The organism is Delftia lacustris, from assembly GCF_040267515.1.
Taxonomy (GTDB): Bacteria; Pseudomonadota; Gammaproteobacteria; order Burkholderiales; family Burkholderiaceae_C; genus Comamonas; species Comamonas tsuruhatensis.
This window is the reverse complement of the sequence record NZ_CP141274.1, coordinates 6,258,019-6,279,998: the sequence shown is the minus strand read 5'-3', so window position 1 is coordinate 6,279,998 and position 21,980 is coordinate 6,258,019. Positions and strand designations below refer to the sequence as shown.

General features: G+C 67.7%; 20 protein-coding genes. 8 read left to right on the top strand and 12 right to left on the bottom strand.

All coding sequences use genetic code 11. The features are described from left to right. Positions 1–128 precede the first annotated feature (128 nt). Both U6958_RS30170 and U6958_RS30165 read right to left on the bottom strand, forming a co-directional pair. Positions 129–500 carry a dihydroneopterin aldolase gene (locus tag U6958_RS30170; RefSeq protein WP_074920563.1) on the bottom strand — a complete coding sequence of 124 codons (372 nt, stop codon included), beginning with the start codon at positions 498–500 and terminating at the stop codon, positions 129–131. A 42-nt stretch (positions 501–542) separates the two neighbouring features. Then, complete coding sequence (locus U6958_RS30165) at positions 543–1,328, bottom strand: SDR family oxidoreductase (RefSeq protein WP_016446515.1); 786 nt, start codon at positions 1,326–1,328, stop codon at positions 543–545. Positions 1,329–1,444: 116 nt separating this feature from the next. Here U6958_RS30165 and U6958_RS30160 point away from each other — a divergent pair, with 116 nt between their 5' ends. Continuing rightward, positions 1,445–2,458 carry a class I SAM-dependent methyltransferase gene (locus U6958_RS30160; RefSeq protein ID WP_047471723.1) on the top strand — a complete coding sequence of 338 codons (1,014 nt, stop codon included), beginning with the start codon at positions 1,445–1,447 and terminating at the stop codon, positions 2,456–2,458. A 26-nt stretch (positions 2,459–2,484) separates the two neighbouring features. Here the strand turns inward: U6958_RS30160 and U6958_RS30155 are convergent, their stop codons facing one another. Then, a complete protein-coding gene (locus tag U6958_RS30155; protein WP_017406438.1) occupies positions 2,485–3,375 on the bottom strand; it encodes a hypothetical protein in 891 nt (296 codons plus the stop codon). 134 nt (positions 3,376–3,509) lie between these two features. On the opposite strand from U6958_RS30155, the gene U6958_RS30150 reads away from it, so the two are divergent. Together U6958_RS30150 and trxC are read left to right on the top strand one after the other, a co-directional pair. Then, positions 3,510–3,704 (top strand): DUF2905 domain-containing protein, encoded by a 195-nt coding sequence (locus tag U6958_RS30150; protein ID WP_012203183.1) that lies wholly within the window; start codon positions 3,510–3,512, stop codon positions 3,702–3,704. A gap of 76 nt (positions 3,705–3,780) precedes the next feature. After that, positions 3,781–4,215: a thioredoxin TrxC gene (gene trxC / locus U6958_RS30145; RefSeq protein ID WP_016451857.1), complete on the top strand. Its 435-nt coding sequence runs from the start codon at positions 3,781–3,783 to the stop codon at positions 4,213–4,215. A gap of 42 nt (positions 4,216–4,257) precedes the next feature. On the opposite strand, the gene U6958_RS30140 is transcribed toward trxC, so the two are convergent. Beyond that, positions 4,258–4,941: a response regulator transcription factor gene (locus U6958_RS30140; RefSeq protein WP_016446511.1), complete on the bottom strand. Its 684-nt coding sequence runs from the start codon at positions 4,939–4,941 to the stop codon at positions 4,258–4,260. A gap of 73 nt (positions 4,942–5,014) precedes the next feature. Here U6958_RS30140 and U6958_RS30135 point away from each other — a divergent pair, with 73 nt between their 5' ends. Further along, the gene (locus U6958_RS30135) at positions 5,015–6,967 is read left to right on the top strand and encodes a sensor histidine kinase (protein ID WP_074920560.1); all 1,953 of its coding nucleotides are present in this window, start codon (positions 5,015–5,017) and stop codon (positions 6,965–6,967) included. 25 nt (positions 6,968–6,992) lie between these two features. Here U6958_RS30135 and U6958_RS30130 read toward each other — a convergent pair whose 3' ends face one another. After that, on the bottom strand, positions 6,993–8,246 hold the full coding sequence (locus tag U6958_RS30130) for a multifunctional CCA addition/repair protein (RefSeq protein ID WP_034348363.1): 1,254 nt from the start codon (positions 8,244–8,246) through the stop codon (positions 6,993–6,995). Positions 8,247–8,458: 212 nt separating this feature from the next. Then, positions 8,459–9,151: a glutathione S-transferase family protein gene (locus U6958_RS30125; protein WP_016446508.1), complete on the bottom strand. Its 693-nt coding sequence runs from the start codon at positions 9,149–9,151 to the stop codon at positions 8,459–8,461. Between the two features lie 88 nt (positions 9,152–9,239). Between U6958_RS30125 and queC the strand changes: the two genes are divergently transcribed. Continuing rightward, positions 9,240–9,998: a 7-cyano-7-deazaguanine synthase QueC gene (queC, locus tag U6958_RS30120; protein WP_047217753.1), complete on the top strand. Its 759-nt coding sequence runs from the start codon at positions 9,240–9,242 to the stop codon at positions 9,996–9,998. Positions 9,999–10,139: 141 nt separating this feature from the next. On the opposite strand, the gene U6958_RS30115 is transcribed toward queC, so the two are convergent. Then, positions 10,140–10,712, bottom strand: a complete 573-nt coding sequence (locus U6958_RS30115; protein ID WP_016446506.1) for a 5-formyltetrahydrofolate cyclo-ligase — start codon at positions 10,710–10,712, stop codon at positions 10,140–10,142. Positions 10,713–10,727: 15 nt separating this feature from the next. Here U6958_RS30115 and U6958_RS30110 point away from each other — a divergent pair, with 15 nt between their 5' ends. Next, positions 10,728–12,707, top strand: coding sequence for a lytic transglycosylase domain-containing protein (locus tag U6958_RS30110; protein WP_074920557.1), 1,980 nt, complete (start codon positions 10,728–10,730; stop codon positions 12,705–12,707). Positions 12,708–12,815: 108 nt separating this feature from the next. Further along, positions 12,816–13,379, top strand: coding sequence for a DUF4124 domain-containing protein (locus U6958_RS30105; protein WP_074920555.1), 564 nt, complete (start codon positions 12,816–12,818; stop codon positions 13,377–13,379). Between the two features lie 14 nt (positions 13,380–13,393). Here U6958_RS30105 and U6958_RS30100 read toward each other — a convergent pair whose 3' ends face one another. From U6958_RS30100 to U6958_RS30085, 4 genes are all read right to left on the bottom strand, one after another. After that, positions 13,394–14,074 (bottom strand): Fe2+-dependent dioxygenase, encoded by a 681-nt coding sequence (locus U6958_RS30100; protein ID WP_016446503.1) that lies wholly within the window; start codon positions 14,072–14,074, stop codon positions 13,394–13,396. A gap of 110 nt (positions 14,075–14,184) precedes the next feature. Continuing rightward, positions 14,185–16,485, bottom strand: a complete 2,301-nt coding sequence (locus tag U6958_RS30095) for a catecholate siderophore receptor Fiu (protein ID WP_074920923.1) — start codon at positions 16,483–16,485, stop codon at positions 14,185–14,187. Between the two features lie 673 nt (positions 16,486–17,158). Beyond that, a complete protein-coding gene (locus tag U6958_RS30090) occupies positions 17,159–18,118 on the bottom strand; it encodes an MBL fold metallo-hydrolase (protein ID WP_074920553.1) in 960 nt (319 codons plus the stop codon). Positions 18,119–18,199: 81 nt separating this feature from the next. Further along, complete coding sequence (locus tag U6958_RS30085; protein ID WP_074920551.1) at positions 18,200–19,900, bottom strand: AMP-binding protein; 1,701 nt, start codon at positions 19,898–19,900, stop codon at positions 18,200–18,202. A gap of 201 nt (positions 19,901–20,101) precedes the next feature. Between U6958_RS30085 and U6958_RS30080 the strand changes: the two genes are divergently transcribed. Beyond that, a complete protein-coding gene (locus tag U6958_RS30080) occupies positions 20,102–21,091 on the top strand; it encodes a triacylglycerol lipase (RefSeq protein WP_074920548.1) in 990 nt (329 codons plus the stop codon). Here U6958_RS30080 and phhA read toward each other — a convergent pair. Beyond that, positions 21,025–21,936, bottom strand: a complete 912-nt coding sequence (gene phhA, locus U6958_RS30075) for a phenylalanine 4-monooxygenase (RefSeq protein WP_016446498.1) — start codon at positions 21,934–21,936, stop codon at positions 21,025–21,027. The two genes, U6958_RS30080 and phhA, sit on opposite strands and share 67 nt — an antisense overlap. Between the last annotated feature and the right edge of the window lie 44 nt (positions 21,937–21,980).

Below are 21,980 nucleotides of genomic sequence, written 5' to 3'. Positions count from 1 at the left end.
TTTGGTATTGGATTGGTTGCCATTTGGGAAGATTCTGAAAAATCGACCTGCAAGAAAATTTATCTGTCTTTGGTCGCTATCCCCCACAGCGGCAGACAGCCATCACGCCAGATGGGGGCATGAAACAACTACCATTGTCCGGTTTCGATGCGAATGGCCACTTCGCAGTCTTCAAAGATTTCCAGCTTGGCGATCTTCACGCGCACGCCCATCACGCCGGGCAGCTGCATCAGGCGCTGGGCCAGCTTGCCGATCAGGCTCTCCAGCAGGTTCACATGCTCGGCCGTGCATTCATCGATGATGATCTGGCGCACCTTGCGGTAGTCCAGCACATGCAGGATGTCGTCGTCGCGCGGAGCCAGCGGTTGGGTGCCCAGGCTCAGCTCGGCATCGACCTGGATGGGCTGGGGCATCTGTTTTTCGTGGGCGAGGATGCCCAGGTTGGCGTCGAAACGCAAACCCGTGAGCGTCAGGATCTGTTGTCCGGTGGCGGAGTTCATGGGGAAAAGCCGTGGAGTGTGGGGATGGGCGCGGGCAGGCGCCTACATCATGGAAAAGTCGCGCTCGAAGCGCTGCAGGTGCTGGCCGCCATCGACCAGCAGCGTGGTGCCCGTGATGGACTGGTTGTCCAGCGCAAAGCACACGGTGGCGGCCACGTCGGCCGCGCTGGACGAGCGGCCCAGCGGGCTGAGGCGGTGCAGGGCCTCGAAGCGCTCCTGGCTCAGCATGTGGCTGGTCAGCGTCAGGCCCGGGGCCACGCCGACCACGCGCACGCGCGGTGCCAGGGCCAGCGCCAGCATGGTGCCGGCGGCCTCAAGCGCTGCCTTGGACAGCGTGTAGCTGAGGAAATCGGGGTTCTGGTTCCAGAGCTTCTGGTCCAGCATGTTGATCACGGCGCCGCTGGCATGCTCCTCGCCGGCCGCCACGCGGTCCTCGATATGGGCATGCAGCGCCTGGGCCAGCAGGATGGGCGCGCCGGTGTTGCTGCGCAGGTGGGCTTCCAGGGCCACGTAGCTGAAGCTGCCGGCGTCGTCATGCTCGAACAGGGAGGCGTTGTTGACCACGGCGTCCAGGTGGCCGAAGTGCGCAACGGCACGCGGCACCAGGGAGCGCACCGAGTCCTCGTTGAAGAAATCGGCATCCAGGGCGGCGCTGTCGCCGGCCAGTTCAGCGCAGGTGGCGGCCGTCTCCAGCGCCTCGTCGTGGGAATCGCGGTAGTGCACGGCCACCTGCCAGCCGGCGCTGGCAAGCGCGAGCGCGATGTCGCGCCCCAGGCGGCGGGCCGCGCCGGTCACCAAAACTGTGCGTGTTCGGGCAGGTGAGGACATTCGAGGACAATGTACGGATCGTGACGACAGAACTCTCAATTTTAACGGCCGCCCTGCAAACCCGTATTGCGCAAGAGATTGCGTCCTCGGGCGGATGGCTGGCTTTCGACCGTTTCATGGCCCTGGCGCTGTACGAGCCGGGCCTGGGCTACTACGCCAATGACACCGCCAAGTTCGGGCTGATGCCATCGTCGGGCAGCGATTTCGTGACCGCGCCCGAGATGTCCCCGGTCTTCGGCCAACTGCTGGCCGCCCAGGTGGCCGAGGCGCTGCAGCGCACGCACACCCGCGAAGTCTGGGAGTTTGGTGCCGGCACGGGCGCGCTGGCGCTGCAGGTGCTGGACGAGCTGGCGGCCCTGGGCGTGCGGCCGGACCGCTACACCATCGTCGACCTGTCGGGCACGCTGCGTGCGCGACAGCAGCTCAGGCTGATGAAGTACGAAAGCCTGGTGCACTGGGCCGATGCCCTGCCCGATAGGCTTGAAGGCGTGGTCATCGGCAACGAGGTGCTGGATGCCATGCCCGTGCAGCTGCTGGTGCGCAAGGCAGGTGTCTGGCATGAGCGCGGCGTGGTGCTGCAGCCGGACGGCAGCCTGGGCTGGGAAGACAGGCCCACGCCACTGCGCCCGCCGATGGACATCGAGGGCGAGCACGACTACCTGACCGAAATCCACCCGCAGGGCGAGGCCTTCATTCGCACGCTGGGCGAGCGCATGGCGCGCGGCGCGGCATTTTTCATCGACTACGGCTTTGGCGAATCCGAGTATTTCCACCCGCAGCGCCACATGGGCACCCTGGTGTGCCACCGGCTGCACAAGGTGGACGACGATCCGCTGGCCGATGTCGGCCTCAAGGACATCACGGCCCATGTGAACTTCACGGGCACGGCCGTGGCAGCGCAGGAGGCGGGCTTCGAGGTGCTGGGCTATACCTCGCAGGCCCATTTCCTCATCAACTGCGGCCTGGGCCCCAAGCTCGACGCACTGGCCCAGGGCCCGCGCGCCATGGCCACCAAGCTGATGATGGAGCACGAGATGGGCGAGCTGTTCAAGGTCATCGGCCTGGCCAAGGGCGTGGAGCCCTGGGACGCCATGGGCTTTGTGCGCGGCGACCGCACGCACCGCCTGTAGCCGCCGGCCAGAGCTCTGCCCCGGCCTCAGCGCTGGACGCTTCGGCCGTTGCTCACCTCGTAGGCCGTCTGGTCCTTGAGGTTGATGCGGTAGATCTCGCGCGTGACGTTGCCCGAGAAACCCAGCTCCACGATGGACAGGTTCTCGAACGTGGTCGTGAAGCCGCCGGGCAGGATGCGGTTCAGGCGCGCGGCCGTCTCGCCCATGGCACGCTCGATCTCGGGCGTGAAGGTGGCTTCGCTGTAGACCAGGGTGTTGTGCGGGTTGTGGCTGCGCACCTCCTTGCCGGCCTGCACCTGGTTGATGCCGCTGACACCCACGCTTTGCACCATGGCCTTGGCCGAGTCGTTCATGCGGGCATAGACGGGTCCCGTCACGCGCGGCAGCGGGCCGTCGCGCAGCGGCGCCATGGCGGCGGTGGCGCGGGTGTTGAAGTCCATCATGGCCTCGTAGGCCGGGCCCGACTTGACGATGCCCAGGTCCAGCCACCAGGGCTTGCCGGCCCCCTTGGCGGCCTCGGTGGTGTAGAAATTCTTCAGGTGAACGTCCTGCAGCACGGGCGGCAGCGCCGGCAGGGCCGCCAGCATCTTGCGCGGCGTGGAGGGATCGGCGCTGTGGATATGCACCACGGTGACATGGGGCAGGTTGAAGGTGTTGGCCTCGGCCACCAGCTTCAGGCGCAGCAACTGCTCGTGCACCACGGGTGCGACCTGGCTGTCCAGGATGGCCGTGGCATCGGCAGGCAGGCGGTAGACCAGGCCATAGGTGGCCTGGTGCGCGCGGAAGTCGCTGCGCTGCAGGGCGCTGTTGTCGATGGCGCCGGGTCGGGCTGCCGGCGCAGGTGCGCTGGCGCAGGCGGTCATCAGCAAGGCGGCGGGCAGGGCTGCGGCAAGAAGAAGGCGGCGGTTGCGTTGCATGGCGAATTCGTGGTGGTCGGCCTGGAGGCGATGAAGAGGGGGGGGACAGCGGCAATGTAGGCAGTCCATATGTCGTGTGCATGACGCGGTGTACTCTGTATGGCCCGGTCCCGCGCCGCCGTACACTCGGCGCCATGATCCGCTGGCTCCTCGTCATCTTTCTGGCCCTGCTGCTGTTCAATGGCCTGCACGCCTGGCTGGAACGCATAGGCCTGGGCCGCCTGCCGGGCGACTTCCGCTTTCGCCTGTTCGGCCGCGTGATTTTTCTGCCCATTGCCAGCACCGTGTTGCTCAGCGTGATTGCCGCCCTGATCGCCAAGCTGGTCTGAGCATGGCTTGAAGCATGGGCGCAGCGCCCGTATATGCATGCAATTGCCCCCATGACTCGCCAACAAGAGGCCGCCCATGTCCGACAAGCTGCATTTCGTCTGCCCCCATTGCCACACCACCAACCGCATTGCGGTCGATCAGCTGGGTAGCGCGCCTGATTGCGGCAGCTGCCATCAACCGCTGGTCACCGGCCAGCCCGTGGCGCTGGATGCGCAGAGCTTCGCCAGGCATGTGGGGCGCAGCCAGGTGCCCGTGGTGGTCGATTTCTGGGCCCCCTGGTGCGGCCCCTGCCGCATGATGGCTCCGGCCTTCGAGCAGGCGGCTCAGGCGCTGGCGCCCGGCGTGCAGCTGGCCAAGCTCGATACCGAGGCGCACCCCCACGCTGCCGCGCCCTGGAACATCCGTAGCATCCCGACCATGGTGGTGTTCAAGGAAGGACGCGAGATCGCCCGTGTCTCCGGCGCGCTGCCTGCCGGCGAGATCGTGCGCTGGGTGCGCTCGGTCGTCTGATGGTTGCCGGGCCACAAGGACCGGGTGCCTTCAGGCCCACCCTCAGGCCTGCACTTCACCCGGCAGATAGAAGCAATAGCCGCTGTTGCGCAGCGTCTTGACAGGCAGCTGCTGGCCGCTGGCCTCTTGCACCTTGCGCCTCAGCCGGCGCATCTGGGTGTCCAGGCGGCGCTGGTCGTAGACCAGATAGTCTCCACCCAGCGCCTGCACGATCTGGCGGCGGCTGACGCTGGCCCCTGCCTTGCCCATCAGGCAGTGCAGCACCAGCAGGTCCTGGTGTGACAGCGCCACAGGGGGCGAGGCGGGGGGCTGCAGGCGGCTGGGGCCAAGCTGCAGCAGCCACGGCGCCTGGCGCTGCTGCAGGCCCAGGCGCCGCACCAGGGCGGCCAGGGTGGCTTCCAGCTCGTCGAGATCGCAGCCTTTGCCCAGGTAGTGGTCGGCGCCGATCTCCAGGCCGTCGATGCGGTTGGCGCTGCTGTTGAGCGCGCTGAAGACGATGATGCCCAGTTGCTGGCCCTGCTGGCGCAGGCGCTGGATCAGCGCCAGGCCGTTGCCGTCGGGCAGGCCGATGTCGATGATGGCCAGCCGGTGGCGCCGCGCATCGAAATGGCGGTCGAACTCCTGCAGGCTGGCCACGCACTGCGGTGCATAGCCCAGGGATTCGAGGAACTCGCCCAGTTCATGGCGCAGCACGGGCTCGTCTTCGAGCAGGATCACATCAAGCATGGACTGGGAGGAGGGCAGGCGGGTGGCAGCGCAGACAGCTGGTGTACGCTGGCGGCCCCGTGGTGGACTTCAGATGCGATATTACCGTGCAACCCTCATCGTGCTGGCCTGGCTGCTGTGCCCACTGCTGCTCCAGGCCCGGACCCTCGTGCTGGACCCCGATGTGCCCATGCAGGAGACCGCAGGGCAGTGGCAGCGGCTCGATGACGCTTCGGGCCTGCTCGATGTCCAGCAGGCCGACCTGGCGCCCGGGTGGAAGGCGATGCCAGGGCACCTGAACGCCAGTTTCACGCAGGCGGCGGTCTGGCTGCGCATGCCGCTGCAGGTGGAGCAGCCCGGCAGCTGGATGCTGTTGCTGGGCAATGCCCTGCTCGATGAGGTGGAGGTCCATGTGCGCCGGCCTGGCGACCCCTGGCAGCTGCTGGGGCGCAGTGGCGAAGAGATTTCGCGTCACGCCTGGCCGGTGGACTACCGCAGTCCCGCATTCCAGTTCGAACCTGCTGCCGCCGGGTCATACGAGTTGCTGGTGCGCCTGCGTGCGCGCAACGCGCTCGTCACCCGTATCGATCTGTGGCAGCGACTGGCGTTCGACAACCATACGCGGCGCGAGGCCCTCTCGTTCGGCCTGTACTTCGGGCTGTACCTGCTGTTGATTGGCGTGCAACTGGTGTTCTGGCTGGGCACGCGGGCTCCGGTGAGCGGCCTGTTTCTGGCCTATCTCAGCGTCTGCGTGCTCAATGAGGTGGTATCGCTGGGGCTGGTGCAGCAGTTGACGGGCCTGCCGGGTTTCTGGAGCGACCGCCTGCTGGGATGCGGCATTGCCGGCGCCCTGGCGATCTCCATGCAACTGGCCTGCAGGCAGTTGGAGCTGGCATCGCTGTATCCGCGGCTGGTGCGCCAGATCGTGCCGCTGCTGTGGCTGTTCAGCCTGTGCTGCATGCTGTTGGTGGTGTCGGGGCACTACTCGGCGGGCATGGTCCCGGTGCAGGCCATGACCCTGCCGCTGACCGTGGGCTTTCTCGCATTCGCCCTTTGGCTGTGGCGGCGCGGCCACGCCCCGGCACGGTTCTTCATGCTGGCGTTCGGCATCTTCTATGCCGGCGTGCTGATCTCTTTCCTGCGCAACCTGGGCTGGCTGCCCATGAACGCGCTGACCGCGCTGGTGTCCACGCATGCGTCCGCGCTGGGCAACATGGCGCACATGCTGCTGCTCAGTGGCTGGATCATCGGCGGATACGAGCGCAGGCGCCGCATTCGAGAGCGCGAGCAGGTCCGGCTGGAGGCGGAACTGCGGCAGCGACAGTTGCGCGAAAGCGAACTGAGCGAGGCGCTGGTGCTGGAGCGCAGGGTCCGCCAGGAGCAGCGCGACTTTGTCGCCATGGTCTCGCACGAGCTGCGCACACCGCTGGCCATCATCCTGACCAGTGCGCAGCAACTGGCGCGCAACCTGGCGGCACCGCCCGACAAGACGCTGGCACGCAGCCGCAACATCCGCGAAGCCGCCCAGCGCCTGCTGGCCCTGGTGGACGACTGCCTGGCCGACGACCGCATGGCCGATCCCCAGCCCCATGCCGAGCCACGCCTGCAGCCCTGCGACCTGCATGCGCTGGTGGATGGCTTGTGCCTGGACTTTGCGCCCGGCCGCATCGTCTGCCACCTGGGCGGGGGCACGCAGCAATTGATCACCGATGCCGGCCTGCTGCGCATCGCGCTGCGCAATCTGCTGGCCAATGCAGACCGCCACACGCCCGAAGGCGAATCGGTCCGCCTGGACGTGACCAGGCAGGGCGAGGGTCTGGAGATCCAGGTCTCGAACCCGGCAGAGCCCATTGCCCAGGCGGACCAGGACCAGTTGTTCGAAAGGTATTACCGTGGCCGCAACGCCCAGCACCGGCCCGGCGCCGGGCTGGGGCTGTACCTGGTGCGGCGCATCGCCGAGCGACTGGGTGGCAACGTGGCCTTGTTGACGGCAGGAGGCGAGCAGCCCGTGTGCCTGCGACTGGTCCTGCCCGTGGCGCGAGCCTGATTCCCGTGTGTGGCGGCCTTTGCGCTCAGGCCGCCTGCGCCAGCCAATCGGCCACGGCCTGCGCGCGCGCCGCCTGCACGGCTTCGCCGATGGCCTTGCCCTGCTTGCCGCGCGCAGTGGCCTGGGCGGCGATGTCAGAGGTGGAGACGGACAGCGCTGCGGCCAGCGCATCGCGCAGGCGGGCACGCTGGGGATAGGGCCGGTCTTCGAAACCCAGTCTTCCGCGTGCATCGCACTCACAGGCCATGAGCGCCTGCTCGAAGCGCGCGGGCTTGCGGATGGCGTCGCAGCGCTCCAGCAGGCGCACGATGGCGGCGCCGTTGAGCTCGCCGCTGCGGTGGATGTTGCCGTGCTCGCGCGCCACCACGTCGCCCAGTTCGCGGCAGTCCGTGGGCACGCGCAGACGCTCGCCCACTTTCTCGGCCAGCCGGGCGCTGCGCTGCTCATGGCCTATGTGGCGCGGCAGCACATCGGCCGGCGTCGTTCCCTTGCCCAGGTCGTGCACCAGGCAGGCGTATCGCACGGGCAGGGGGGCGTCGAGCTGTGCGGCCATGTCCAGCACCATCATGGCGTGCACGCCGGTATCGACCTCGGGGTGGTACTCGGCGCGCTGGGGCACGCCCCACAGCCGCTCCAGCTCGGGCAGCAGCACGGACAGCGCACCGCACTCGCGCAGCAGCTCGAACATGCGCGAGGGGCGGCGCTCCATCAGGCCACGGCTGATCTCCTGCCACACGCGCTCGGGCACCAGGGCATCCACCTCGCCGGCGGCCACCATCTCCCGCATCAGGGCCATGGTTTCCGGCGCCACCGTGAATTCGTGGAAACGTGCCGCAAAGCGCGCCACGCGCAGGATGCGCACCGGGTCTTCGCGGAAGGCCCCGGTCACATGGCGCAGCACCCGGGCCTGAAGATCGGCCTGGCCGTGGTAGGGATCGGTAATGGCACTTTCACCATCCCAGTCCGCAGGAGCGGCCATGGCATTGATGGTCAGGTCGCGCCGGGCCAGATCCTGCTCCAGCGTGACATCGGGCGCCGCCTGCACGACGAAACCCCGGTACCCCAGGCCGCTCTTGCGCTCGGTACGCGCCAGCGCGTATTCCTCGTGCGTCTCGGGATGGAGGAAGACCGGGAAGTCCCGCCCCACAGGCAGAAAGCCGCGCGCGGACATTTGTTCGGGCGTGGCGCCGACCACCACCCAGTCGCGGTCATGCACGGCCCGCCCCAAAAGACGGTCGCGCACCGCGCCGCCCACCATGTACACCTGAAATTCGCTCATGCCGCAATGGTAGGGCCTGGGCAGTGACATGATGGCAGGCTGCCTCCACGCACCGATGGAGTGCCGAGCGCATGCTTTCTTTCGGATTCTGTCTGGAGACACACTCAAGGAGCACCAGCCGGATGGCCGCTGCACTGCCTCCGCAACCGCGGCATTGCGCAGGCCGCGCCCACCCCAGCGCAGCAGTGCTCCGACTTTTGCTGGCGCGCCGCTCAGCCGGCCGCAGGCGCGCTGCGGTAGGGTTCCTCGAACGGCCGGAAATCGTGCTCGGCCAGTGCGCCCTGCACCCAGTCCTGCACGCCCGGCAAGGCGCGCACGCGGCGCACGTAGGCGTCGATGGCCGGGGCCAGCGGCAGCTCGTAGGTCGTCAGGCGCATGCACACGGGCGCGAAAAAGGCATCGACGATGCTGAACTGGTCATACAGCATGGGGCCGCTGGCCGTGGACAGCAGCGGCTGCCACAGCTCGGACAGGTGCTGGACATCGTCGCGCAGGTCCGCGCGCTCGGCCCACAGCCGCGCGCCGACCTCGGGCAACTGGGCCTCGATGTTCATGGGGCACAGCGAGCGCAGCGCGCCGAAGCCGCTGTGCATCTCGGCACAGAGGCTGCGCGCGCGGGCGCGGTTCAGGGCCAGGGTCGGCCACAGGTGTTTTTCAGGGAATTTCTCGGCCAGGTACTCGCAGATGGCCAGGCTGTCCCAGATGGCCATGCCTTCGTCCATGAGCACGGGCACGCGGCCCGAGGGAGACAGCGCGCGGGCGCGCTGCTTGAAGGCGGACTGCTCGTCGAAGCTGTCAAAGCGCAACATGACTTCTTCGAAAGCAATGCCGGCCTGGCGCATCAGCACCCAGGGGCGCATGGACCAGGATGAGTAATTCTTGTTGCCGATATAGAGCGTGAGCATGGCCGCAACCTCCGCGATAGGCCCTACAGCTTAGCAAGCATGGCAGGAAAACCCATGTAGGAGCCGGGCGCTGCCTGGGCGCGCTCTAATGCGTGCCATGCAAAACGATAGCTCTTCCCCCCAGGCGCCAGCGGGGCGCCACACGGCTGCGCTGGTCCTGTTTTCCGGCGGCCAGGATTCGACCACCTGCCTGGCGCAGGCACTGTCGATGTACGAGCGCGTCGAGACCCTGGGTTTCGACTACGGCCAGCGCCACAGCGTGGAAATGCAGGTGCGCCAGCAGGTGCGCGAGCGGCTGGCCAGGGATTTTCCCGAATGGGCACCGCGCCTGGGTGACGACCATGTCCTCTCGCTGGACGTGCTGCAGCAGATCGGCGGCTCCTCCCTGACCGAAGACGTGGCCTTCGCCATGCAGGCCGACGGCCTGCCCAACACCTTCGTGCCCGGCCGCAACCTGCTGTTCCTGACCCTGGCCGGCGCGCTGGCCTACCGTCGCGGCCTGTCGGTCATCGTCACCGGCGTCTGCGAGACCGACTACTCCGGCTACCCCGACTGCCGTGACGACACAATGAAGGCCATGCAACTCGCCCTGAACCTGGGCCTGGAGCGGCGCCTGCGCATCGAAACCCCGCTCATGTGGATAGACAAGGCCCAGACCTGGCAAATGGCCCACGACCTGGGTGGCGACACCCTGGTGGACCTCATCCAGCGCGACACCCACACCTGCTACCAGGGCACGCGCGAGACGCTGCACGACTGGGGCTACGGCTGCGGAACCTGCCCCGCCTGCGACCTGCGAGCCCGCGGCTGGCATCAATGGCAGGCGCAGCGCGAGACAGCAAACTAAAGAAGCACAGCGCTAGAAACCGGCGCGGCCAAAAGCGAGGGACACCGAGCAAGGGCCGCCCCGCAGTGAGGGTGTCGTCCCCCTCCCCCGCGAAGCGGGCAGAGAGGGGGAAGGCGTGCAGCGCCTCAGGGGGTGCTTGTTCTACACCGGCCAGACGACTCCGTGGTCGTTCAAGATGGCGTCCAGCGGCAGGTCATGCGGCTCGGGCTCGAACTCGTCCACATAGCCGCAGCCGTAGCCCAGGCCCACGGTGAAGGGCCTGGGCTGCAGCTCGGCCAGGGTGCGGTCGTAGAAACCGCCGCCATAGCCCAGGCGGTAGCCACCGGCCGCGTAGCCGACGCAGGGCACGAACAGCAGGGTGGGGGTGAGAGTTTCGGTGTCCTTGGGCTTGGGGATGCCATAGGCGTCCTCTTCCATGGGACAGCCCGGGTACCAGGCGTGAAAGCTGAGTGTCTTACGCTGCTTGTCGATCACCGGCAATCCGATGCGGCGTCTTTGTGGGGTACCCTGTAGCTCGCCATCTTCCTTCCACCGGTGAAGCGCTGGCAGCGGGTCGAACTCCCCCTTGATCGGCCAATAGGCGCCGATGATGCTGTCGGGCCGCTGTATCAGCCAAAAGCGCATGACCTGCTGCAGCGCGTCGGCGCGCTGCAATCGGTCGGGAAGGTTGAGGCGCTGGTCTATCAAGCTGCGGCGCAGGGCTGCTTTGTCCATCAGATAATTTCCTCCATGCACTGGCTGAAGATTTTGACACCGCTTCTGGCGGCTTCCCTCTGGACCACCGCAGCCACGCCTGCGCTGGCGCAAAACCGTGGCGACGACGTCCTGCTGGAAATGCAGCAGGCCTTTCGCAAGGGCGACAAGGCCAAGCTCACGCAGCTGCTGCCTTCTGCGCGTGGCCATGTGCTCGAACCTTGGGCCGCCTATTGGGAACTCAAGGCCCGGCTGGAAGAAGCCAGTGCCGACGAGATTCTGGGGTTTTTCAAGCGCTGGCCCGGCACCTACCAGGAAGACCGGCTGCGCAATGACTGGCTGCTGCTGCTGGGGCAGCGGCGCGACTGGGGCATGTTCGATCAGGTGCACGGGGCGTTTCGCATGCGCGATGACCGCTCCGTCAGCTGCTACGCCCTGCTGATCGACAGCATCAAGGGCCAGCCTGCTGCCAACCTGGGCCAGCAGGTGCGCGACCTGTGGTGGGCCCAGCGCGACGCCGACGACGGCTGCACCTACGCCGCCGGCGAGTTGTACGCGGCCAAGCAGATCAGCGAACCCGAAGTCTGGCGCAAGGCGCGCCAGGCGGCCGAGGCCAATCGCCAAAAGGCCACGCGCGATGCCGTGGCCATCGTCGCTCCCGAGGCCTTGCCCCAGGTGGCACAGGTCTTTGCCTCGCCCGCCAAGTACCTGGCCGGGCAGACGCGCGTGCGCGGTGCCGTGCCCAAGGAGCTGGCGCTGCTGGCGTTGGTCCGCATGGCCTCCAGCGACCCGGCGGCGGCGGCCACCCAGCTGGAAGGCGGCTGGGGCGCGCGGCTGACGGCCGAGGAGAACAACTGGGCCTGGGGCGTGATCGGCAAGCAGGCCGCGCTCAAGCTGCAGCCCGAGGCGGCGACCTATTTCGGCAAGGTGCGCAAGGACGGCGACCTCAGCGATGAACTGCTGGGCTGGAAGGTGCGCGCCGCGCTGCGCGCCGGCGACTGGCGCACGGTGCGCCGCGCCATCGACGCCATGGGGCCCGAGCGCACCGAACACACATGGACCTACTGGAAGGCGCGCGCCCTGCTGTCCGGCCGACCGAGCGAGCAGGAACGCTCCGAGGCGCGCCAGTTGCTGGAGGACATGGCCGGCCCCGGCAGCTTCTACGAGCAATTGGCGCTGGAGGACATCGGCCAGCGCGTGACGGCGCCCCCCCAGCCGGCGCCGCCCACGGCGCCCGAAAAGGCCGCCGCCCGCGCCAACCCCAGCCTGGTGCGCGGTCTCTACGCCATCCAGAACGGCCTGCGCAGCGAAGGCGTGCGCGAATGGAACTACGCCACCAACCTGCACCAGGCCGGCGGCATGAGCGACCGCGAACTGCTGGCCGCCGCCGACCTTGCCTGCCAGCAGCAGGTCTGGGACCGCTGCATCAACACCAGCGAGCGCACCCGCAGCTTTGCCGACTGGAGCCAGCGCTTTCCCATGCCCTTCCACGACACGGTGCTGGCGCGCTCGCGCTCCATCGGCCTGGACCCGGCCTACGTCTATGGCCTGATCCGCCAGGAAAGCCGCTTCATCATGGATGCCCGCTCGGGCGTGGGCGCCTCGGGCCTGATGCAGGTCATGCCGGCCACGGCCCGCTGGACGGCGCGCAAGATCGGCATGACGGACTTTTCTCCGTCCATGATCAATGACCGCGAGGTGAACATCACCATCGGCACCGCCTATCTGAAGCTGGCGCTGGACGATTTCGACGGTTCCATGGCGCTGGCTGCGGCAGGCTACAACGCCGGTCCCGGCCGCCCGCGCAACTGGCGCAACGGCCCGGTGCTCGACGCCGCCATCTGGGCCGAGAACGTGCCCTTCACCGAGACGCGCGACTATGTGAAGAAGGTGCTGTCCAACACCACCAACTACGCGGCGCTGATCACGGGCCAGCCCCAGTCGCTCAAGAGCCGCCTGGGCACCATCGGCCCGCGTGATGCGGCCACGCCCGACCCCAGCAAGGATCTGCCCTGAGCCGCACTTGACATTCCTGCGGGATGCGGCGATGCCTGTCGGCGCTACACTTGGTTACCGACTGGCGGGCCGCATGCCGCGGCCCCGGATACCGCAGGGGTTTCAAGAATGACAACAACAGGGAGCCGCGCGGCCTGGGTCGCGCTGGGTCTTGCATGGGCGTGCACGGCGGTGGCGCAGCCCGTCTACAAATGGGTGGATGCCGAAGGGCGCACGCACTACGGTTCGCAGCTGCCCGTCGACCAGGCCGATGCCGGCCAGATCAAGGTCTCGCCCAATGGCAGCTCGGGCGCAGGCTCGGGCCGGTTTGGCGAAGAGCGCAATCCCGACGGCACGAAGAAGCTGCCCAAGCAGGTGCGCGAGCTGGCGGACGGCGTGGCCAAGGGCCTGAGCAAGGTCGATTCCAAGGAGGTGCCGCTGAACTGCGCAGCCGCCGTGGACAACATCCGCAGCCAGGTGGACACCATGGTCGAGAACGGCCAGAAGAACCTCAAGGGCGGCTACATCACGCAGGCGCAGTTCGATGCAACCGCGGGCAAGTTCCGCGAGGCGCGCACGCACGCCACGGTGGCCGACTGCCAGGCCTCCACGGGCCGCTCCAAGGCCATGTACCAGTGCATGTCCAACAGCTACAACCACCTGATCGGCTGCGCGGAAAAGCACAAGCCCTGAAGCGATCCGATCCCTCAGGTCTCGGCCCACATGCGCAGCAGGTTGTGATATTGGCCCGCGAGGCTGAGGGTTTCATCGGTCTCGCCCAGCTTCTCGCGCAGGCGCTGGATGGTCTGGTCCATCTCGAACAGCATGGCGCGGCGTGTGTCGTCGCGCACCATGCTTTGCGCCCAGAAGAAGGCGCACACGCGCTCGCCCCGGGTGACGGGCTCCACGCGGTGCAGGCTGGTGGAGGGATAGAGGATCAGGTCGCCGGCCGGCAGCTTGACCTCGTGCGTGCCGTAGGTGTCCACCACGACCAGCTCGCCGCCATCGTAGTCCTCGGGATCGCAGAGGAAGAGGGTGCAGGACACATCGGTGCGCATCCACTGCTGCGCGCCTGGCAGGCGCCGTGCCGCACCGTCCACGTGCAGGCCATAGGTTTCACTGTCCGCGTAGCGGTTGAACAGCGGCGACATGGTGCGCGCGGGCAGGGCGGCACTGAAGTACAGCGCATTGGCCGCCAGCGCCTGCTCGATGGTGCGGCCCTGCTCCAGTGCCACGGGCGAGTCTTCGGGCAACTGGCGGTTGCGCTTGACCCGGGCGCCTTGGCTGCCCGCCGTGGCACGGCCATCCACCCAGTCGGCGGCGTCGATGGCTGTGCGGATCGCAGTGACCTGCTGGCGCGTGAGCACGTCGGGAATGTGCAGCATCATGGTGCGGGTCCTCCTCGCATGGAAAAAGCCCCGGCGGGGCCGGGGCGGTACTGGGATTGTCGGCGCTCTGCGCGCGGCGAGGCCGGCGCGGCCGCCCGTCTTGCATCCACTCAGAAGCGGAAGTTCGCCGTCACGCGCACGGAGCGCGGCGTGCCCGGGAAATAGCGGTAGCCGCTCTTGTTGATGGCGCCCACATACTCCTTGTCGAACAGGTTGTAGAAGTTCAGCTGGATGTCGGCGTTCTTGTTGATGCGGTAGCTGGCCATGGCGTCGAAGACCCAGTAGGCATCGGTGAAGTTGGGCGTGCCCACGGCGCCGTCGGTGCCACGCTTGAGTCCGCCCGAGTAGCGCGCCCCGCCAGCCAGCGTCAGGCCGAACGGGAACTGGTAGCTGGTCCACAGTGAGAAGGCGTTCTTGGGCGTATAGGTCAGGCCGCTGGAGCCGTCCTGCGCCACGGTGGCGCCCGTGTCCACCTTGGTATCCTGCAGCGTGTAGCCGGCAGTCACGCCCCAGGCGGGCGTGATCTGGCCCGTGGCGCCCAGCTCCAGGCCCTGCACGATCTTCTTGCCGGTCTGTCCCACGGTGCCGTCAGGGTTGGTGACGATCTCGTTGGTGATCTCGGTGCGGAACAGCGCGCCTGTCAGCAGCAGGCGCTTGTCCATCAGCTCCCACTTGGTTCCCAGTTCGGCGGTCTTGGCCTTTTGCGGGTCCATGTTGGGGTTGTTGGCGTTGTTGGCGGCCGTGGACAGCGTGAAGTTGGCTCCGCCCGGTGGCTGCTGCGACAGGGCGTAGTTCACGTACACGCTGCCATTGGGCGCGGGCTTGTAGAGGCCGCCGATCTTCCAGCTCAGCAGGGTGTCGGAGGCCTCCAGGCCCACGGCGCTGGGCAGCACGGTGCCTGCAGGATTGCTGCCGCAGGCCGAGCCGCTGCGGCCGCCGCAGACGGCGCGTGCGTCGTACTGCGTCTTGTAGCGGTCCAGGCGCAGGCCGGCGTTGGCCTGCCATTGCTCGTTGAACTTGAGCGTGTCGAAGGCGTACAGCGCAAAGGTGTCGGTCGAGCCCTTGCTGTCGGCGCCGTTGCGCGACCAGTTCAGGCCGGAGCTGGGCACCTGCGGGTCATAGAGGCTGGCATTGGGCCAGGCGCCCGTGGTGCCCGTGCCGTAGTTGCTCTGCTTTTCGCGCGTGATCTCCACCCCGGTGCTCAGCTCGTGCCGCACGCTGCCTGTCGCCAGCTTGGTCGTCAGGTTGGTCTGGTTGGTGACGATGTCGTTGACCTGGTTCTTGAAGGTCGGCAGGCTGCGTGACACGGTCCAGTCGGCGGGATTGCTGCTGTTGTTGCTGGACAGCGTCATGAAGGCCGTGAGCAGGTAGTCCTGCTTGGTGCGGCCCCAGCGCGTGGTGTTGCGCAGCGTGGTGTCGGGCGTGAAGTCGTGCTCCACGCGCAGCGTGACCATGTCGGCCGTCACGTCGTCGTGGTCGGCGCTGGTGCCGTAGAAGCGGCTGGGGTCCACGGGGCGGCCCGCGTTCAGGCGCGCATCGGTGTTGCTGTAGCCGGGCAGGCCGATGGTGGGCACGCCGCCGTCCGGCACATTGCTTTGCTTGACGTGCAGCACGTTCAGGTAGGTGCGCGTGTCGGTGTTCAGTCCGAAGGCGAACGACGGTGCGATGCCCCAGCGGTCATTGGCCACGCGGTCGCGGCCGGCGACGCCGGCGTCCTGCACCATGGCGTTGAGCCGGAAGGCCGCACCGCCCATGCCGGTCAGGCTCTTGTTCCAGTCCACGGTGGAGCGCTTGTAGCTGCCCGAACCCGCGCCCAGCGAGGCGCCGAAGCTGTCGGCCAGGCTGGGCTGCTTGGTGACCATGTTGATGGCGCCGGTGGGCGCGCTGCGGCCGTAGTCGGTGCTGGCCGGGCCCTTGGTGACTTCCACCTGCTCGGTGTTGAACACGTCGCGCGAGATGGATCCCACGTCGCGCACGCCGTCCACATAGATGCTGTTGGAGGTATCGAAGCCGCGCATGTAGATGGCATCACCCGTGCTGGTGTTGCCGTTCTCGCCCGCGTAGAAGGTGCCGGCGCCGGGCACGTTGCGCAGCGCCTCGGTCAGCGTGGTGGCGCCTTGTTCCTGCAGCACCTGCTCCTTGATGACGGAGATGGTCTGCGTCGTGTCCACCAGCGGCTGCGTGAACTTGGGGGAGGAGACCTGTGCGGGTTCGTAGCCGGTGCTGCGCGAGCCTTCGACGGTCACTTCCTTGAGGCTGGGTGCGGTCCTGGCGCTGGGCGTCTGTGTCTGGGCCACGGCCGGCAGGCCCAGGGTGGCCAGGGCCGCGGCTGCAGCGATGATGCCGGCCGACGGCGAGCGGCCAGCGCTGTCGTGTTTGCGGCTTTTGATGTACGAGTTGGAGTTCGCCATGGTTGAACGGAAAGCGGGATGGGCAGTGAACATGCTGGCTTGCTGGCCGGCGTTGCGCGGGCGGCTGGAGAGCTGTCTTGGCTTGCCGGTGCTGGCTGGATCAGGCAGTTTTGCCTGGATTGAGAATGGTAATGATTCCTAATAAAAATATAAGAATAATCTGATAAGTGAATGGATGGCCGTTGCCGCCCAGCAACAGCCCTGTCTCGGAACTTCAGCGCGGCGACCAGCCTGGCCGAGCGCGCCCCGCCCGGGATGTGGCGCGCGCCGCGCGCTGTTCAGGCTGGCGATGTAACGCTGGTTGGCGAGGTTGTAGACGTTCAGCTGCAGGCTCAGGTTCGCGCTGAGCTCCCAGGCCATGAAGGCGTACAGCGCAAGGGTCTTGGTGTGGCCTTCGTTGATCTGGCCGGCATAGCGGATGTCCTGGCCCGTGATCGCATCGCTGACGCCGGGATCGTAGAGATTGGCGGGCGCCAGGGCGCCTGCGCCCGTACTCGGAACCCGAGGCGCCCTTGACGATCTCGATGTCCTCGATGTTGAAGGTGTCGCGCATCGGGCTGCCCAGGTTGCGCACGCGGTCGATGAAGATGCTGCCCGTGGTGCCGCAGCTGCGCAGTGCTTGCGGCCGGTGATGTGATTGGCGTGGTTTGCGCCTATCGCAGATCTGTTTCGTTCAGGCGTTGTGAACCCATTCGCCCTCGCGCTGCGCCGCGCCCGATTGCACCAGCGCATCCACCAGCGTGCGGCCCCAGTGCTCGGCGGTATCGTGGCTGAAATAGCCTGCATGCAGCATGCCGAAGTAGGGCGTGGCGTCCAGCCAGGCCAGCAGTTCAGTGGTGCGCACGCGCTGCCAGTCCAGCAGCCGGTACTTGAGCAGCACCTTGGCCGCGTAGAGGGCATGGCGCTCGGGGGCGCGCACAAAGCCGTCCAGGCGGCGGCGCGCCGTGTCCAGCGCCGCGGCCACGCCCGTGAAAACGCCGCCGTGGCCGGGGACGATGGTGAGCGGGGCCAGGGCCTCGATCACATCCAGCGTGGCGGCCACTTCCTCGAAGGCCTGCAGGCCCTCGATTTCGGGAAACACCACGCCGAAGCCGTTTTCCCAGAGCGCATCGGCCGAGATCAGTGTGCGGCTGGCAGGCTCGAACAGGATGATGGAGTGCGGGTCATGCCCCGGCGCGGCATGGATCTGCCAGTCGCGCCCGGCCAGCCGCACGCTGGCGCCGGGCTGCAGTACGCCGGTCAGCGCAAATGGCGGGCATTCCTGGCCGGTGGGTGTGTAGCTCAGCGCCTCGGGATTCCAGTGGCGCACGAATTCGGCCTGCCCCGGCGCGACATAGGTCCGGGCCTGCGGCCAGCGCGCCTGCAGCGCGGCATTGCCGCCGCAGTGGTCGCTGTGCAGATGGGTGTTGAGGATGCGCGCCAGCGGCTGGCCAGCCAGCGTCTGCTCGATCAGCAGCACGGTCTGATCGGCATGGCTGACGTAGCCGGTATCGACCACGGCCGCGCCGTCGTCCTGCGGATCGGCAGGGTCGGCCGCGAAGACGATGTTGTTGGCCGACAGCCAGCCGCGCTCCAGCACGGTCATGCCGCAGGGCAGCGCAGCGGTGGCGCTTGTGGGGGCGAAGGAGGTCATGGGGGGAGAAGCCTTTCCCAAGGCTAACAGCCGCAGGCAGCCACGGCTGACGCGTGGGCTACAGCTGCGGCTGTCCGGATTTCAGGCGGGATCGCGCAGGGCGCGCCGCAGGATCTTGCCCACATTGGTCTTGGGCAGTTCGTCGCGGAACTCCACCTGCCGCGGGCGCTTGTAGCCGGTGAGCTGGTCATGGCAAAAGCGCATCACCTGGTCCTCGGTCAGTGCCGGGTCGCTGCGTACCACGTAGACCTTGATGGCCTCGCCCTGGCGCTCGTCGGCCACGCCCACGGCCGCGCATTCGAGCACGCCGGGGCACATGGAGATCACGTTCTCCAGCTCGTTCGGATAGACGTTGAAGCCGCTGACCACCATCATGTCCTTCTTGCGGTCGATGATGCGGGTGAAGCCCTCTTGGTCCATCACGCCGATGTCGCCGGTACGCATGTAGCCGTCGGCCGTGAAGGCCTTGGCGGTTTCGTCGGGCTGGTTGTAGTAGCCGCGCATGACGTTGGGGCCCTTGATGCACAGCTCGCCGGCCTCTCCCATGGGCAGGTCGCGGCCTTCGTCGTCCTTGATGGCGATGGAGATGCCCGGCAGCGGCAGGCCGATGGTGCCGCTGAAGGAGGTGGCGGTGACGGGGTTGTTGGTGCCGATGGCGCAGGTCTCGCTCATGCCCCAGCCTTCGATCATCACGCTGCCCGTGACCTGCTGCCACTGGCGCGCCGTGCCCTCGCTGGCGGCCATGCCCCCGGCCTGCGACACGCGCAGCTGCGAGAAGTCCAGCTCGCGGAACTGGGCGTTGTTGAGCAGGGCGTTGAACAGGGTGTTGACGGCCGGCAGGATGTGGAAGGGCCGTTTCTGCAGCACCTTGACGAACTTGGGGATGTCGCGCGGATTGGGGATCAGGCTCAGGCTGGCCCCCATGCGCATGGCGAACAGGCTCACCGTGAGGGCGAAGATGTGGTACAGCGGCAGCGCCGCGATGATGTGCGTGTCCTGCGCGCTGACGCGCCCGTGCAGGGCCGGCGTGAACCAGGCATGCGCCTGCAGCGTGGCGGCCACGATGCAGCGGTGGGTGAGCACGGCACCCTTGGACAGCCCGGTGGTGCCGCCCGTGTATTGCAGGAAGGCCACCGAATCCAGTCCCGCCTGGCTGGGGCGCAGCTCTTTCTGGGCGCCGCGCGCCAGCGCCTGGGAAAAGGTCGTGACCTCGCGCACGGTGCCGCCCTCACCGTCCAGCGGCAGGCTGTAGGCCGGCACCATCTTGGCCAGGTGGCGCACGGCGAAGGTGATCCAGCTGCCATACATGCCGCCCAGCAGATCGCCCATGGCGGTGACGCAGACATGGCGGATGGCGCTGCGCTCGATCACGTCGGCCAGGGTGTGGGCGAAGTTCTCCAGGATGATGATGGCCGTGGCGCCCGAGTCCTTGAGCTGGTGCTCCAGCTCGCGCGGGGTGTACAGCGGATTGACGTTGACGCAGGTGTAGCCGGCGCGCAGCACGGCCGCCATGCTCACGGCGAACTGCGGCACATTGGGCAGCATGATGGCCACGCGCGCATCGGGCTCCAGACCCAGTCCCTGCAGCCAGGCGCCCAGGCGGGTGGACAGCTGGTCCAGCTCGCGGTAGCTCATCCAGCGGTCCATGCACACCGAGAAGGGCAGGTCCGCATGCTGGGTGAAGGCTTCCTCCAGCAGATGCGTGAGCGAGCGGTATTGCTCGGGATGCACCTCGTGGGGCACATCGGCGGGATAGTTCTTGAGCCAGGGCGCAGCGTCCATGCAGGGTACCTTGGGTTGCTGGTGAGACAGGGGAACGGCAAAGGGGCAGGCGCCGGTCGGCCGGCCACCGCTGCGGCTGATTCTGGTCAGGCGGGTGCTTTGCGGTCTACGCGGGGTTGTCCTAGGCAGGGGCCGGCGTCCCCGCGAAAGTGCGGCCGCTCTGTGCTACGTTGGCGTTTTTTTCAGGGAGGGCGGGCTGCCGTGAACGCACGCATTCTGCAAATGGTGGCGCTGGGCACGCTGGCCGGCGCCATGGCCTGGCTGGCATGGTGGTGGCCGGAATCGCGCGGGCTGGCGCTGGCAGGAGCGCTGCCGGGCCTGTGCTGGCCGGGCCTGCATCTGGGCCTGCAGATGGTGTTGATGCGCCGCGTGGTGCGCAAGGCCGGCGCACCCGTGCCCGCATGGCGCACGGTGGCGGCAGCCTGGCTCGCCGAGTGGGCATTGGCCGTGCAGGTGTTTGGCTGGCGCCTGCCCTTCCGGGTCCATGCCGAGGCCGACGGCTGGCCAGGTGACCCGGCCGCAGGACAAAACGCAAGCCCGGTCACAGGCCAGGTCGGCATGGTGCTGGTCCACGGTTTCTTCTGCAATCGCGCGGTCTGGGCGCCATGGCTGCGGCGGCTCAAGGAACGCGGCATTGCCTGCGCGGCCATGACGCTGGAGCCGGCGCACGGCGCATCCATCGACGCCATGGTGGCCGACCTCGATGCCTGCGCACGCCGCATGGCCCAGGCCACGGGGCAGGCGCCGCTGATCGTGGCCCACAGCATGGGCGGGCTGGTGGTGCGTGCCTGGCTGGGCCGGTTGTCCGCGCAGGAGCGCCGGCAACTGGCTGCCCATGTGGTGACCCTGGCCACGCCGCACCGCGGCACCTGGATGGCGCGCTTCGCCCATGGCCTGCCGGCGCTTCAGATGCGCGAGGACAGTCCCTGGCTGCAGCGCCTGGGGCCGCCGCCGCCCGAGGTGGCCTTCAGCTGCTGGTGGAGCTGTTGCGACAACATCGTCTTTCCCTTCCCCGTGGCCACGCTGCCAGGGCAGCACGCGCATCGCCTGGACGATGTGGCCCATGTGCAGCTGGTGTTCGACGAGCGCGTCTGGCGCTTTTGCCTGGAGCTGCGCGAGCGGCTTCAGGACGCGGAAGTCTGCAGGGCCACTTCACCGGGCAGCAGCGCATCGGCCGCGATGGTCGGCTGATCGCGCAGCTGGCGGTACAGCGGCTCGAAATCGGCGGCCGTGAGGTCGAACAGCTGCTGCAGGTCGTCGATCACGAAGTAGGTGTGCTGGTAGGTGTCGATCTTGTAGAGCGTGCGCATGGCGCGCTCCAGCGACAGCGGCAGGCGCTGCGGCTCGGGGCTGCGCACCGAGTAGTTGAGCTCACCCGAAGAACTCAGAATGCCCGCGCCGTAGGCGCGCAGGCCGCCCTGCTCGCGGATCAGCCCGAACTCGATGGTGTACCAGTACAGGCGCGACAGCATCTCGCAGGCGCCCAGCTCGGCGGCCTTGAGCCCGCCCTGGCCATAGGCCTGGATGTAGTCGGCGATGACGGGGTTGAACAGCAGCGGCACATGGCCGAAGAGGTCATGGAAGACATCGGGCTCGACGATGTACTCGAACTCCTCGGGCTTGCGGATCCAGTCCGTGACCGGGAATTTGCGGTTGGCCAGCAGCGAGAAGAAGGGCACCTCGGGAATCAGGCCCGGCACGCCGACGATCTCCCAGCCCGTGGCGCGGCGCAGGCGCTCGTTGACTTCCTCGAAGCGCGGAATGCGGTCCTTGGCGCCCAGCGAGGGCAGGGCGTCGATGAAGTGCTGGCTGGCCAGTCCCGGCAGCAGGGCGGACTGGCGTTCGTACAGGCGCCGGTAGGTGTCGTGGTCGGCCTCGGTGTAGGCGTCGTAGTCCTGCGCGCAGGTGTAGTCGTCGCTGGCGCGGCTGTAGTCGCCGCGCGGGGGGCGGTCGGCCTGGCCGTAGACCACGGGTGCCACACCGGGGGCGTGGGCGGGGGCGTGGGACGAGGTGGGGGTCGCTGCGGTGCTCATCATGGTGCTCTCCAGGGATCTTGTCATTGCTGCCCCGGGCCGGGGGC

Coding starts and splice junctions, on each gene's coding strand:
- U6958_RS30100 (WP_016446503.1), bottom strand. CDS start 14,074: ATGATGCTGCACATTCCCGACGTGCTCACGCGCCAGCAGGTCACTGCG.
- U6958_RS30135 (WP_074920560.1), top strand. CDS start 5,015: ATGCGATATTACCGTGCAACCCTCATCGTGCTGGCCTGGCTGCTGTGC.
- U6958_RS30165 (WP_016446515.1), bottom strand. CDS start 1,328: ATGTCCTCACCTGCCCGAACACGCACAGTTTTGGTGACCGGCGCGGCC.
- trxC (WP_016451857.1), top strand. CDS start 3,781: ATGTCCGACAAGCTGCATTTCGTCTGCCCCCATTGCCACACCACCAAC.
- U6958_RS30140 (WP_016446511.1), bottom strand. CDS start 4,941: ATGCTTGATGTGATCCTGCTCGAAGACGAGCCCGTGCTGCGCCATGAA.
- U6958_RS30125 (WP_016446508.1), bottom strand. CDS start 9,151: ATGCTCACGCTCTATATCGGCAACAAGAATTACTCATCCTGGTCCATG.
- U6958_RS30110 (WP_074920557.1), top strand. CDS start 10,728: ATGCACTGGCTGAAGATTTTGACACCGCTTCTGGCGGCTTCCCTCTGG.
- queC (WP_047217753.1), top strand. CDS start 9,240: ATGCGTGCCATGCAAAACGATAGCTCTTCCCCCCAGGCGCCAGCGGGG.
- U6958_RS30160 (WP_047471723.1), top strand. CDS start 1,445: ATGGCCCTGGCGCTGTACGAGCCGGGCCTGGGCTACTACGCCAATGAC.
- U6958_RS30115 (WP_016446506.1), bottom strand. CDS start 10,712: ATGGACAAAGCAGCCCTGCGCCGCAGCTTGATAGACCAGCGCCTCAAC.
- U6958_RS30095 (WP_074920923.1), bottom strand. CDS start 16,485: ATGGCGAACTCCAACTCGTACATCAAAAGCCGCAAACACGACAGCGCT.
- phhA (WP_016446498.1), bottom strand. CDS start 21,936: ATGATGAGCACCGCAGCGACCCCCACCTCGTCCCACGCCCCCGCCCAC.
- U6958_RS30130 (WP_034348363.1), bottom strand. CDS start 8,246: ATGAGCGAATTTCAGGTGTACATGGTGGGCGGCGCGGTGCGCGACCGT.
- U6958_RS30150 (WP_012203183.1), top strand. CDS start 3,510: ATGATCCGCTGGCTCCTCGTCATCTTTCTGGCCCTGCTGCTGTTCAAT.
- U6958_RS30170 (WP_074920563.1), bottom strand. CDS start 500: ATGAACTCCGCCACCGGACAACAGATCCTGACGCTCACGGGTTTGCGT.
- U6958_RS30090 (WP_074920553.1), bottom strand. CDS start 18,118: ATGACCTCCTTCGCCCCCACAAGCGCCACCGCTGCGCTGCCCTGCGGC.
- U6958_RS30105 (WP_074920555.1), top strand. CDS start 12,816: ATGACAACAACAGGGAGCCGCGCGGCCTGGGTCGCGCTGGGTCTTGCA.
- U6958_RS30085 (WP_074920551.1), bottom strand. CDS start 19,900: ATGGACGCTGCGCCCTGGCTCAAGAACTATCCCGCCGATGTGCCCCAC.
- U6958_RS30155 (WP_017406438.1), bottom strand. CDS start 3,375: ATGCAACGCAACCGCCGCCTTCTTCTTGCCGCAGCCCTGCCCGCCGCC.